Annotated in this window: 14 protein-coding genes; 10 read left to right on the top strand and 4 right to left on the bottom strand. The window is 52.8% G+C overall.

Annotated elements, in window-relative coordinates:
- Positions 1-625: 625 nt before the first annotated feature.
- Complete coding sequence (rsgA, locus tag Q31b_RS17035) at positions 626-1,681, bottom strand: ribosome small subunit-dependent GTPase A (RefSeq protein WP_231617641.1); 1,056 nt, start codon at positions 1,679-1,681, stop codon at positions 626-628.
- Between the two features lie 149 nt (positions 1,682-1,830).
- Between rsgA and arsC the strand changes: the two genes are divergently transcribed.
- Together arsC and Q31b_RS17025 are read left to right on the top strand one after the other, a co-directional pair.
- The gene (gene arsC / locus Q31b_RS17030) at positions 1,831-2,352 is read left to right on the top strand and encodes an arsenate reductase (glutaredoxin) (protein WP_315860396.1); all 522 of its coding nucleotides are present in this window, start codon (positions 1,831-1,833) and stop codon (positions 2,350-2,352) included.
- Between the two features lie 28 nt (positions 2,353-2,380).
- A complete protein-coding gene (locus tag Q31b_RS17025; RefSeq protein ID WP_146600841.1) occupies positions 2,381-2,881 on the top strand; it encodes a magnesium-dependent phosphatase-1 in 501 nt (166 codons plus the stop codon).
- A 130-nt stretch (positions 2,882-3,011) separates the two neighbouring features.
- On the opposite strand, the gene Q31b_RS17020 is transcribed toward Q31b_RS17025, so the two are convergent.
- The 3 genes from Q31b_RS17020 to hflX form a co-directional block, all read right to left on the bottom strand.
- Positions 3,012-3,329, bottom strand: coding sequence for an MTH1187 family thiamine-binding protein (locus tag Q31b_RS17020; RefSeq protein WP_146600840.1), 318 nt, complete (start codon positions 3,327-3,329; stop codon positions 3,012-3,014).
- A gap of 134 nt (positions 3,330-3,463) precedes the next feature.
- A complete protein-coding gene (locus tag Q31b_RS17015) occupies positions 3,464-4,954 on the bottom strand; it encodes an ATP-binding cassette domain-containing protein (RefSeq protein ID WP_146600839.1) in 1,491 nt (496 codons plus the stop codon).
- Positions 4,951-6,339 carry a GTPase HflX gene (hflX, locus tag Q31b_RS17010; RefSeq protein ID WP_146600838.1) on the bottom strand — a complete coding sequence of 463 codons (1,389 nt, stop codon included), beginning with the start codon at positions 6,337-6,339 and terminating at the stop codon, positions 4,951-4,953. The genes Q31b_RS17015 and hflX overlap by 4 nt, the downstream gene beginning before the upstream one ends.
- A gap of 566 nt (positions 6,340-6,905) precedes the next feature.
- On the opposite strand from hflX, the gene Q31b_RS17005 reads away from it, so the two are divergent.
- From Q31b_RS17005 to Q31b_RS16965, 8 genes are all read left to right on the top strand, one after another.
- Positions 6,906-7,103: a hypothetical protein gene (locus Q31b_RS17005; protein WP_146600837.1), complete on the top strand. Its 198-nt coding sequence runs from the start codon at positions 6,906-6,908 to the stop codon at positions 7,101-7,103.
- A gap of 63 nt (positions 7,104-7,166) precedes the next feature.
- A complete protein-coding gene (locus tag Q31b_RS17000) occupies positions 7,167-7,736 on the top strand; it encodes a hypothetical protein (RefSeq protein WP_146600836.1) in 570 nt (189 codons plus the stop codon).
- Positions 7,693-8,919, top strand: a complete 1,227-nt coding sequence (locus Q31b_RS16995; protein WP_231617640.1) for a sulfotransferase — start codon at positions 7,693-7,695, stop codon at positions 8,917-8,919. Before Q31b_RS17000 ends, Q31b_RS16995 begins: the two co-directional genes overlap by 44 nt.
- 88 nt (positions 8,920-9,007) lie before the next feature.
- The gene (locus Q31b_RS16990) at positions 9,008-9,748 is read left to right on the top strand and encodes a hypothetical protein (protein WP_146600835.1); all 741 of its coding nucleotides are present in this window, start codon (positions 9,008-9,010) and stop codon (positions 9,746-9,748) included.
- A gap of 261 nt (positions 9,749-10,009) precedes the next feature.
- Positions 10,010-10,759 (top strand): glycosyltransferase family 2 protein, encoded by a 750-nt coding sequence (locus Q31b_RS16985; RefSeq protein WP_146600834.1) that lies wholly within the window; start codon positions 10,010-10,012, stop codon positions 10,757-10,759.
- Positions 10,752-10,979 carry a hypothetical protein gene (locus tag Q31b_RS16980; RefSeq protein ID WP_231617639.1) on the top strand — a complete coding sequence of 76 codons (228 nt, stop codon included), beginning with the start codon at positions 10,752-10,754 and terminating at the stop codon, positions 10,977-10,979. The genes Q31b_RS16985 and Q31b_RS16980 overlap by 8 nt, the downstream gene beginning before the upstream one ends.
- Positions 10,980-11,411: 432 nt before the next feature.
- Complete coding sequence (locus Q31b_RS16970; RefSeq protein ID WP_146600833.1) at positions 11,412-11,999, top strand: sigma-70 family RNA polymerase sigma factor; 588 nt, start codon at positions 11,412-11,414, stop codon at positions 11,997-11,999.
- Between the two features lie 15 nt (positions 12,000-12,014).
- Entirely contained in the window at positions 12,015-12,269 is a 255-nt protein-coding gene (locus tag Q31b_RS16965) for an anti-sigma factor family protein (RefSeq protein ID WP_146600832.1), read from the top strand.
- Positions 12,270-12,274 lie beyond the last annotated feature (5 nt).

Raw genomic sequence — 12,274 nt, 5'->3', positions numbered from 1 at the left:
CAACGAGGCTAGCAATTTCGTCCGCCGAGGGACTGTTGGAGGCCGATTCCATGGCAATTTACCTAAAATGTGTTCTCTAAAACTCCCAGCCTTCCGGGCTGCACGTCTCCTATTGTAAATCCCATGTCAATTTGAGCCCAGGCCAATCTTCCCCACAAACCCGGTCATGCACCCACTGAATTGATCAAACGAATTTCCCTATGACGCCGCGCACGATTGATTCATATCATAGAGGTTTTTACTAGTCAAATTCCAACTAAATACTCACATTCCGCACCCCAAATTTCAGATTGCGTTTGCCCTTGCAAAACACAGTGTTTTTCGGTGTTTTCAAATGAGATCATTTCGTCACCCGTACATGTCGGCAATTGCAATCAATAGTGTGAACTCAATTAATGCCGTAATTTGCCTGCTAAATCGTGATTGGTCGTCAAACCTTGTTTTAGGGCTGCGAAATGTGAGTAAATAGCGTAGCGCCGTCGTTTCGGCGATGGAGATCGTCGTCGGTTAGAGTGCCGAAATCGAATTCAAATCCCCAATAATGAGCTCGCATACCTTTTCTTATCGGCGCGTTGCGGTGGTGGACGGAGGTCACTCGCTCAAGGTTGTTGCCAAATCAAACGATTTAATACTTTCGTTTTTGATTAGCTAAAAGTGTGGCCCTGTAGAAATGGCCGAGTTTCTTGTCTTGCTTTCGACGCTCATGAAGCGTCTGAGTATTTCTCGCTTGTTCCGCTTGAAGTTTCTGGTAGTTCCTGAGTCGGCGCGCATCAAGTTCGCCTCGCAGGATCGCTTCGGCGATAGCACAGCCTGGTTCGCTTTGGTGACTGCAGTCGCGGAACTGGCATCCTTGTGCTAAAGCAACAATCTCATCGAAGACCTCAGCGACTCCTTCTTCACAGTCAACCAACTGGAGTTCACGCATGCCCGGCGTGTCAATCAGAACGCCCCCGGCGCTGATACAATGAATCGAACGGACCGTCGTTGTGTGTCGGCCTTTCGAGTCGTCCTCTCGAATGCCTTGCGTAGAAATAGGTGCCGCCCCCAGCGACATCGCCAGTGTCGATTTGCCTGCTCCCGACGATCCTACCAATGCTACGGTTTGGCCGCTGCGACACCAATAGGACAGCGGTTCCATGTCGTCGCGGACTCTCGCGTCAACGGTTTCCACGATCAAGCCACTTTGCAATTGCAACACTTGCTGACGAAACGCATCACGATCTTCGCACAGGTCGGCTTTGGTGAGTACAACGATTGGGATAACACGCGACTCGGATGCAAGTGCCAAATACCGTTCGAGTCGGGACAGGTTAAAGTCGTGATTACAGGAACAGACGATGAACAGCGTGTCGACGTTGGCGGCAATCAACTGCGTCTGCGATTTCACGCCTGCAGCCTTTCTTGAAATCAGCGACTCGCGCGGAAGCCTCCTCGCCCCCCGCCGTGTCTCATTGTCCAGGAGCAACCAGTCGCCAACCGCCAATTCACCACAATCTTCCAATTGCTCAATCGATAACGTGATCTCATCCTTACCCGTGAGGCAAAGGACTCGGCTGCCAAAATGCGATCCCACGCGAACAGGAAAAGCGGTACGCTCTTCTAGCTCAGTCAGTTGTCCAGAAAAACATGACTTCCAACCGAGTTTACTGAGCTGCTGATCATCCATTGTTCTTCCTATCACACTATTTCTACTCCCCATGCTACTTGACATTCGAAACCCCAGAAAGGTTCGCAAAGATTCCTTCATCCTTTGGCTGTGCCGACGCAGCCTCGATGCCAGGTGCATTTTGTATTGGAACCGAAGATTAAGCAGCGAACCGGCGCGAGCGAGTGAGTGAGCTTCAGGCAACCTTGATCCCACTTTCTCGATTCACGTGGCCAATGGGCTTGAATGCCCTCGAACTGAAAATCATTATGGTTACAATCTCCTACATTCCCCGCGACAGTGTGTTGCTGGTGCAGCGAAATGCGATAACGACTTTACGATGCAGGCGAGAAATCATGACAACAGTTTTTCACAATCCAAGATGCTCAAAATCCCGTGCTGCTGTAGAATTTCTAGAATCTCGTGGTATTGATTTTGATGTGGTGAAATACTCGGAAACGCCACCAAGCAAAAAAGAGATTGCAAAGATTGTGAAGATGCTGGGGATCAAGCCAGTGCAGTTGGTACGGAAAGGAGAGAAGCTGTTTAAAGAGCTGAAGCTTGGCGATCAGGAGTTATCGGATTTTCAATGGATTGAGATTTTCGCCGCCAATCCAACTCTCATCGAGCGTCCGATTGTCGTTCACGGTGGACGCGCGGCGATCGGCCGTCCCCTCGAAAACATCGTTGAGATTCTTGACAAATAGGCTGCATCGTATTGCTGGAGACTCACCTTTGAGAAAACCTGAACTCATCGTTTTTGACCTCGACTTCACTCTCTGGGATTGCGATGGCACTTGGTGCGATTGCCTGTCGCCGCCATTTCGCCGGCAGAACAAACGAGTCTTTGATCGGGCGAGTCGCCAGGTGCGATTGTACGATGACGTTACCAGTATCCTGGACCATTGCGACAAGCAGTGCATAAAAATGGCGATCGCATCGCGAACGGAGCAGCCAGCGTGGGCGCGTGAGCTGGTGGAATTGCTTGGGATCAATCACCGTTTTGCGTTTGCCGAGATTTATCCATCATCAAAACTGAAGCATTTCTCGGCGTTGAAAGCATCAAGTAGTCTCAGGCATGAAGACATGATTTTCTTCGATGACGAGATGCGAAACATCAACGAGGTTTCCACGCTCGGTGTCACCAGCATTCACGTCTCCAATGGCATGACAGCCAATTTGTTCCACAAGGCTCTGCGAGCATTCGCGAAGAATGGCCATGCGAGCCGGCATTAAGATTGACGCGGAGAGCTTGCGAGGTCTCCGTTCCGCGGCCACTTTGTCTTCCATTCTGGCTGTGTCGTTTCGGGCCGAGCCGTTTTCTTCTTTGCCATCGTTACTTCTCCGTTTCAAGTCCTCTTAACGTTCAGCCCAAAGTGTTTTCGGTAGGCACAATCCCGTATACGCTTTCAGTCTTATCCTTCATCGACTGCTCGCGGTCTGTGCGAGTTCCGACTTTGATGCTGGTAGTAATTCGCGGAGCACCCATCTCATGAACACGTTCATGGCAACGCTTGATCGCGGCAAAAACGTCATCCCAGTCTCCTTCGACATTCGTGCCGTATGCGTGTAGCTGGTGCTCTAGTCCTGCTTCCTGCAATACCTTCTGGCATTCAGCAACGTACTTGCTCACCGAAACGCCAACGCCCATTGGGACGACACATAAATCTACGATGACTTTCATTTCAGTTGAGTTCCTCGGTTTTGGCTCGTGACGCGTTTCAGATTCCTAGTTTATCTTCTTGACCTGAGAAAGGCAGTGGTGTTGGAGAATTGGGGCGAGATGACATTTTCTGGTTCACATGCGAGTTGGTTCACCTAGTCCAGCCTGATTTCGCAACGAACGCCGATCGAATCAACGAAGTCGCGATCGTGGCTCACGACCACCATCGCTCCGGGCCAACCCTTTAATGCATCTCGAAGTGCAGCCAGGCCCACAAAATCCAAACCAACCGTCGGCTCATCAAGCACCAGTAACTCGATTGCGGGGGAGCGATGATACAGACAGATCAGTGCGGCCCGTACTCTTTCGCCTGGGCTGAGACTCTTGAGAGGGCGCTGCGCCAAACCAAGCGGAAATCGGTGGCCCACCAAAATCTCCGCAACGTCGTCAAGTCTAGCATCACAGACCGCCTGTAGATTCGCTATCAGCCCGCCATCTGACTTCCAATTGGTTGCCCCTTGTTCGATCATCCCGATTCGCGAGAAGTCGCCTGAAACGCGACCTTGGTCAGCTTGTCGTTGGCCAGAGAGCATCGTCAACAGAGTCGTCTTACCGGCTCCGTTTCGCCCTGAGACAACCATACGGTCAGTTCGCCGAACGCACATCGATACGTGTGAGAAGATCTCGCGACCATCGATGACGGCCAACACGCGATCTGCTTCGACGATCTCAGTTGGTGTACCCATCGGTTGCTGCGGCGCAAGTAACCTTAGGTCAAGCTGAACGTCCAGTGCACGGCGAGTGGCCTTGGCCCATTCTCGAGAGGTGGAGATGCGTTTTCTCCACAGTTTCTTTCGCCTGCCTTGCTTCACCTGGGCATAGGACCTCTTCTCGTTGAGTTTCGCTTTTGATGGACAGCGACCTAGCTCATTTAGCCGTCCACGATTTTTCTTTCGATCGTGCCGGTTGTTAACACGTTCATTCTTTTCCTCCTTCCTGATCAGAGCATTGAGATCGCTAACGTATTGCCGCTGTTTACGGAGCCCTTCGGTCTCCAAGCAATTCTCGACCACCTTGAACCCACCCGATAGATGTCGACACCCAGACTCGGCAATCAAAAAGAAGTGTTGGAATTGACGGAGCAACAAGCGGTTGTGCGAGACAAGTAAAAGACCCTGAGACCACTCGGAGAGCCAACCTCGAAGCCAGTCAATTCCATGTTCGTCCAAGTCGCTAGTCGGTTCATCCAAGATCAAAAGCTCGGGCCTCGCCTTCCTAGCAGCCAGCAGGTGCAACTTGCGCTGCTCCCCTGGGCTGCAGGCATCCTGTAACAACACGTCGGGAGATAATCCGGCATCCGCCAGTTCACCGCCGCTCAACATCTTGCGTGCAAGATGAATCGTTTCAGACGTGGCCCCAAGATCTTGGGGTACGAGATAGGGAACCGTGTGCAGCACAATTTCGGAACGGACGATTTCGCCTGCCAGGATTTTTAAGAGTGTTGTTTTGCCAACACCATTGCGGCCGATCATCGCTACTTGATCATGCGAAAACTCTACATTCAGACCTTGAAACAGTTGCCGCCCACGAGGTGTGTAGACATCAAGATTCTCAGCCTTCACAAGCGTTGCTGGGGATCGTATCATTGCTCTGTACTCCGTCTTTGGATTGGCCTCTGTCTTTGGATTTGGTCAATGACATAGGACTCTGCTTCCAAGCTGAAAAGCAAACCGTTCGGTTTCGTTTCCGTTTCCACGACGCGACAACTTCGATAAACGATCTCCATTGCTTTTGAAGCATCGTAGGGGACATACAACTTGGTTCGTCTCAAGTCTGCACGTGCACGACCGATGAGGGTCTCCTTCAATTCGCCGATCGCCTCTTTGTCCTGATTGCTAATGAACTGATAGTCATGCCCAGAGGAGACGATCTCCAAAGCTTCCTTGCTCGGCAGCGTCGCAAGGCGATCCGCTTTGCTGAACACGTAGTATCTTGGAATCTCGTCGGCACCCAAAGTCACCAGCATCTTGTGGGTTGTTTCCAAATGCATCTCCCATTCGGGATCCGATGCGTCAACCACAGGAACAATCAACGTCGCTTCCCGCAACTCGGCAAGCGTCGTTGCAAAGCTGGCGAGCAACCGATTTGGAAGGCGACGGATGAAACCAACCGTGTCACTAAGCAGAACGTCCCCACCATGGCGTGTCAGACAGCGAACGGTGGTGTCCAGAGTTACAAAGGGCATATCTTGAGCCACCAACTCCGTCGATGCCAAATGGTTCATTAACGTCGTCTTCCCCGCGTTTGTATAGCCAACCAATGCGATACGTTTACACTGGCCGCGTCTCTTTCTTTGCGCCTCGCCTGCGATCTGAACGCGGCGGAGAGACTTTTTTAACTCCGCGAGCCTCTTGTCGAGTCTCCGTGCCAACAGCTCCGAAGCGGTCTCCCCAGGGCCACGACCAGCCATGATTCCTCCCGCCTGTTGATCCATCTCAAGCCCAAGGCCACAGATCAGCGGTTTCAGATAGCTCAAGTGGGCAATCTCGACCTGAATACGAGCCGTTTGCGTCTTGGCGTGACGCAAGAAGACGTTCAGGATCACGCCTTCCCGGTCACAGACTGGCATCCCAGTGAGATCTTCCAAGTTCCGTATCTGGGATGGTTTCAATTCGGCATCGACAATTAGCATGTTCGCACCAAGGCGAACCGCCCTCTCAGCCGCTGCCTTTGCCTTGCCACTGCGGAGAACAGTCGCTGGATCGGGCCGCCTCTGTTTGATGGTTTCTGAACCAACAACCCGATCTCCCTGTGCTCCTACGAGACCGACGATTTCTGCCAGCTGCGCGTCACGACCGTAGTCCTCTGACCAGTCGCCAACGCATACGACGTAACATCCACTCCGAGACGAATGGCTATTCTCACGACGAGCGGAGCGGTTCTTAAAGTGCTCGACAAGAGTCTCAAGCTCGCCGTTATCTGCAAGTGGAACTTCTTCGTGTTCCTTGATAGGTTTCGATTCAAACTTCATATCACTTCTCCCAGTGTGTCTACGTACCGGTCCCGTAGACGCAGTTTTGAGCGCAAAAAAGAGATCAACCGACTCGACATGAGCCGGCGACGTTGCTGGGGGATCTAGATTTCTAGACGAATCGAGAAGTGATCATTTCAATTCATTTCCATTGGCAGACGGCGTGATTCCTAAATAGTTTTGAATGGAACCACCACGACCCTAGACACCCTACTCTCGAATGAGTTCGGTGAAACTCCGCAATTTTTACAGAGTGCCGATGGGTTTTGGCACTCTTGGGAAAGGGGAATTGCGGAATGAGGCCGGATCGGCACCCCGCCGGCCATATCAAATTTGGCCTAATTTCGGGAACGTCGAAGAAATCGATTGGCTTGTTTGCCTCGATGCAGGGTGCCTTGCCGTTTGGAGCTGACATTGAGTGGACTCCCAAGACAAAGCGTGTCAGCTTCAAGGATATGCAACAACGCCGACACAATTGATCGCATAAGAATTTTTCTTGGGACACAGTCGCGATAGATCGCATAGCTAAGAAAGGGAGAGCAATCGTTTCTTAGGTGAGAATTTGCATGCCGGATAGCCTCGAAGATGAAATCCGTGAGAACGCTGCGGGGCCTGCGAAGGCTTCGGGTGATGCGGGTTCTGTTGAGCAGCACAAGCTGACTGAGCAGATTGCTGCGGACAAGCATCTCGCTGGTAAGGACGCGGTTCGCAAACCGAATCGCGGTCTGCGTTTTAACAAGATCGTGCCGCCGTCGGCTGGCTGATCTTTCTCTTTGGTTCGCGATGAGCACAGGGCTGCCGGGGACGGCAATAGGAAACCAACACGGATGTTGAAACGTTTGTCAGGGATTATCGAGCACGCATGGCGCGGCGGAGCTTCCCGCTCCTCATCCGCGTCGGGACGCTCGACCCGGCAGCCCTTCTTTTCGCGGCTTCGTGCGAAGTACGACGCTGCAAATACGACGCTCGACAATATGAAACACTGGTCGCGTGCTGACGGTCTGTCGGCCGCCGCGGCGAATAGCCCCGATGTACGCCGCACACTTCGCAATCGTTCGCGATACGAGGTCGCGAATAACAGCTATCTGCCCAACTCGCTTCGCACGCTCGACTCAACTTTCGAGCACCAATGGTTTTGGGATGGTCACGAGCATGTGGATCCCGCCAAAGAAGCCAACGCCCAAAAGATCCGTCTCTCGAATCATACGACTACTCTGGCCATCGAATTTGCGCGGCAGGGGCGTGATTGGGAGACGGAACTCAAACAACGTGCCAAGGAACTGGAGCTGATGCACCAGCTTGGACTTTCGCTCGATTCAAATTTTGTTGACACCGACGTTCACGAGGACAAGGATGACCACGACGACCAAGAACAAACCGTCCAACAAGCGACTTGAAGCAAGCGAGGACGGGACTCCTAGCAGTCTCCGTATTGTTTGTGACGATGCCGCAACAATCACCCTGCAAGCAGCCGAGTCGGCCAGCGAGGGGAAACCTGCGCTTCGCAAGTTCTCCATGACCGCTTACACCGGTGGCGCGATGCGACTCGGCGGCTGGCCCCATCCAGTCGTTGTTGATCTGACCGGTATGCGTGTGGCTCGGAAGAGTCGACCAATTCTGAAAGACCATGATCGCGGCAGCATTGTCGGCCACACCGATGCCTTTATGGTCAAAGGGCGAGAGAATATGAAGGCACTGTACCGTCACTTGCACTGGAGCGATTGGAAAACGCAACACCACATCGACCATCACCTTGGTCGATTAGTCCAGCGTGCGTACACTGGAAAACCAACAGATAAAGAAAAGATTGCGGTCTACACCCCTGACCAATGGCTCGTCGGTCAGCTCCCCAGTCGATCGAATATCTGTGGCCGTGTCTGGGAGGAAACCCGCTTCTTTAATGACGCCAAGAACGCTGACCATTCGGACGCCCCGTTTTTCGCTGTCCTCGGCCCGCACCGATCTGGGTCCTCATGCATCGCGATGATCATGAATCATCTTGGAGTCCACATGGGCAACGAGCTCGGTGGCTACGAAGCGAGCGGCGGCGAAGCCAAAGGATTGGCGAGAGTCTGTGAAGACGTGATGCGATTCCCCGCTGCCGATCCGTCGGTTTCGGACGACGTCATCACGTCGAGACTAAAGACGTGGATCAGCCAGCGAAAAGGCGAAGCCCGTCGAGACCATACGGTCGCTGGTGGAAAGTATCCGCATCTGTGTCGGTTCGTGAATCACCTTCACGCCGGTCTGGGCGATTCGCTGCGGATCATTTCCGTCGAGCGAGACATCGAAGCGTCGATTCGTTCGCTGCAGAACCGTAGCGAAAAACATCGTGGCCAATGGTTCGCGGCCAACGACGAGGACTGTGAGGTTCTGCAGCGCAGTCTACACGACCACCGAGACAACTTCATCGCCGAGCACCCCGAAGTGCCAGTGTTTCGAATCGAGTTTGCCGAGTTGGTGACGTATCCCGAGGAAGTGATTCGCAACTTGATTGAGTTTCTTGGCATTGAGCCGACGCCGGATGAAATTCAGTCGGCGATCGAACACGTCAATCCTGATCTTCGAAAGTTTGGGTGAGCAACGTAACCTCGAACACTTCGACGGCAAAAACCAGGATTCGAGATCTGCCTTCTAGAACAACTTAGTTCAAACTGCGAGCATACCAATGAGTTCCTTTGTCCGAGTAGTCCGCCGCTGGCCGAACGCGGGATTCGGATCCTATCTTCTCACGACGATTGATACCGTTGCTGCGATTCTTGAGGCAGATTTGATTCCTGTGGTGGACTATCGCCACCGAAAGTCGATGCAACTGTACCGCACCTACGAGGGTGAGAACGTCTGGGACACGTTATTTCACCAGCAACATCCCGTTGCAGAAGCAGTCGAGTGCCCTGAACTAACCGTTGATTTTGGAAAAAGGCAGAAGGTACCATGCCTGACCTACGATGAAGCGAGGTCCACCTTTCAGTCACTCGTGCAGCCGCGAGGGGCGGTCGATTACTTTGCTACTCAACGAATCAACTACCGAATCGGACAGGGTGTTGAGTATGACTGCATCTATTTTCGCGGCACGGACAAAAAGAAAGAGCGACGTCCGGTCCCCTTTGAGCGATATGACGCAATCCTTGATGCTGCCAACGGCCCGCTGGTCGCACAGACGGATCAGCAGTCCTTTGTCGACTATGTAAAAAAACGGAAGCCGGACGTGATCATCTTTCCAGAGTTGCGGTACTCCGCGACCGAGTCACCGCTCCACCAAGACTCTAGCCCTGGATTCCGAAAGGGCCTGGAGGCGTGGACTGTTGTTCGTATTTTGGCAGGAGCCCGACGCCTCTATGCCAGTCGTTCGAACATTACGACAGTCGCCAACCTCATGCGGAAGAACCCCGCTGAACACTTGAATTAGAGCATTTTGCAAAAAGCCGTAGGCTGCTTATTTAGTGGCTGTGGCTTCCAGCCGCAGCGTTCTTCTCAACTGGGGCTGGAAGCCCCCGCCACGTCAAAAATCAAAATGCTCTAGAAAAGCGAACCTCTTCTTAACTCCGCTGAATCACAACAGTAGCAATCGCAGCGTCGTCAAATCAATCTCGGCGTCTCCATTCAATGACCGATCAGGCAATGAGTCGCTGGTAAGAAATCATGTCGTTCAAAAAAGGAGAGAAGCTCTTTGACAATCCGAACGTCTGACATCACATTCTGCATAAAGACGATACACCGTCCGTGGTCCTGCCACCGGTTGGTCCAGTCGCTGCGCGAACACATCGCCGAGCCCACCATCGTCGTCGTCGATGACGGTCGGCCCGAGCTTCGTTTCAGCGAGAAGTATCCCGAAACCGCTAAGCACTGCACGGTCATTAATCTCGACCGGCACGATGTGGGCGTTGGAGTCGGGCGTAACACAGCGATCGACGCGGCGCAGACCGAGTGCATCTTTCTGCTCGACGACGATCACGTAATCACGGCGGACTTTCATATCGACCGCGTTTGCGAGTACTTCGCAGAGCATGAACTCGACATCTTGGCAGTGCGCCAAGGAGGCGGCGGTCGACCTATGATGTTATCACCATTGATGAAGGGCAAACGCATCTGGATGCATCGCGGTGAGAAGAAACGCGTCGGCACCGTCGCCTGGTGCGACATGGTCAGCAACGCGTTTCTGGCTCGCAAGGAAACGATCACGAAGCTCCGTTGGGACGAAGCCCTAAAAACCTACGAGCATTGGGAGTTTTTCTACCGAGCGAGCCACCTAGAAAAGCTGCAAATCGCGGTCGCCACGGATTGTTCGGTCGTCCATGCACACGTCGCCGGCACTGGCTACCGCGACCTGCGTGGAAGATCGAAGTTCCGTGCGATGGGACTTCGCAAACACGGGTTCCGATCATTGCGTTATCCAGGAGGTCAAATCGTCCGTGCATGATCAAGCCACCTTCTGCATCAAGACGATCCATCGTCCGCAGTGCTGTGCCGCACTCGTTCGTAGCATCCACGACCACTACCGCGAAGACCGTCCGCTGATCCACGTCCTCGACGATGGCAAACCGGAGTTGCGGTTCTCGGCAAATTGTCCCGACGAAGCGGCAATGGTCGATCGACTGATTGAGACCGAATACGATTTGTCGGAGGGAATGTACAACTAGCACTTCGTAACAAAACGTTTCATTTCAACATGGAGACACGAAGTGGCCAAGAAGAAAGCAACCAAAGCAGCCGTCAAGAAAACGCCTGCCAAAAAGAAAGCGTCAACGCTCAGCGACATCTACAATGAAGAGTCGCCCGGAAAGCAGATACGGACGGTGTGAAAATCAACGTCGCTGAGACCAAGCGAGTGCTAGCGTGCTTTTTCGACGTTCTCGAAGACTACAAGCCAGCCGACGCGTTCGACTTTGTCGCCAAGGGATTGAAACGTGCAGGCACGCGCAGGCGATAACGGCAAGCAAAATTTGATTGGACGGAAACGCAGCCCCCTATGTTCGTCCAATGAGCCGCATATGTGAGTTGCCTTACAATGCAGGTGTGATTATTCCTGCTATATTTGGCGGATTGTAGATCTCTCTGCGCATTTGGAACTGATGAAGCAATCTGTAAGATCCGATCCCAGCCCATCCGCCGATGCTTCGGTGTGGGTCGACGAGTATGGCGATTCCCTCTATCGCTATGCATTATCGCGGCTGCGCGATCCGGAGGCATCGGAAGAAGTGGTGCAGCAAACGTTTTTAGCTGGCCTGGAGCATCAGGATCAGTTTTCTGGAGCTGGCTCTCAACAGGGCTGGCTGATGGGGATTCTGAAACGCAAGATCATCGACTTCGTTCGGCAGCGAAATCGCTCGTCGCAATCAGACGACTTAGACACCCGCGATCCACTGGACTCGTTTTTTGATCGCAGCGGAAGCTGGAAAAAGAACGTTCGCGAGACGTTGCTGGAACCGCTTGATTCGGTAGATAGGAACGAATTCTGGCCGATTTTCCAAACGTGCTTGGGGACGCTGCCGAAGCGGCAATCGGGTGCGTTTATGCTACGAGAAATGGAGAATCTTGAAACGGCAGGAATTTGTAAGGAACTGGAGATCAGTGCGTCTAATCTGTGGGTGCTGTTGCATCGCGCACGTCTTCGTCTCGCCAATTGCATTAAATTGCGTTGGCTTCAAGAAAACGAGTAATCTGGCTCTGCCGTTATGCTTTCCTGCAAAGAAATCACCAAGCTGGTCTCCGAATCACTCGACCACCCGTTGCCATTGCGCAAGCGGATGTCAGTCTGGATGCACCTGAGCATGTGCCAGCTCTGCTCTGCGTTTCGCCGTGACCAAGTTGTTCTGCACGAGCGAATCATGGATGAAAGTGAACGTGTGACGCACGCTGAGAATGACCAAAGCGTCAATCTCTCCGCCGAGGCAAAACAGCGAATCCGCAAGTTCATGGAATCACGTTAGCCAAA

The organism is Novipirellula aureliae, from assembly GCF_007860185.1.
Taxonomy (GTDB): domain Bacteria; phylum Planctomycetota; class Planctomycetia; order Pirellulales; family Pirellulaceae; genus Novipirellula_A; species Novipirellula_A aureliae.
The sequence above is the reverse complement of the archived record's forward strand: the minus strand, read 5'-3'. Positions and strand labels throughout refer to the sequence as shown.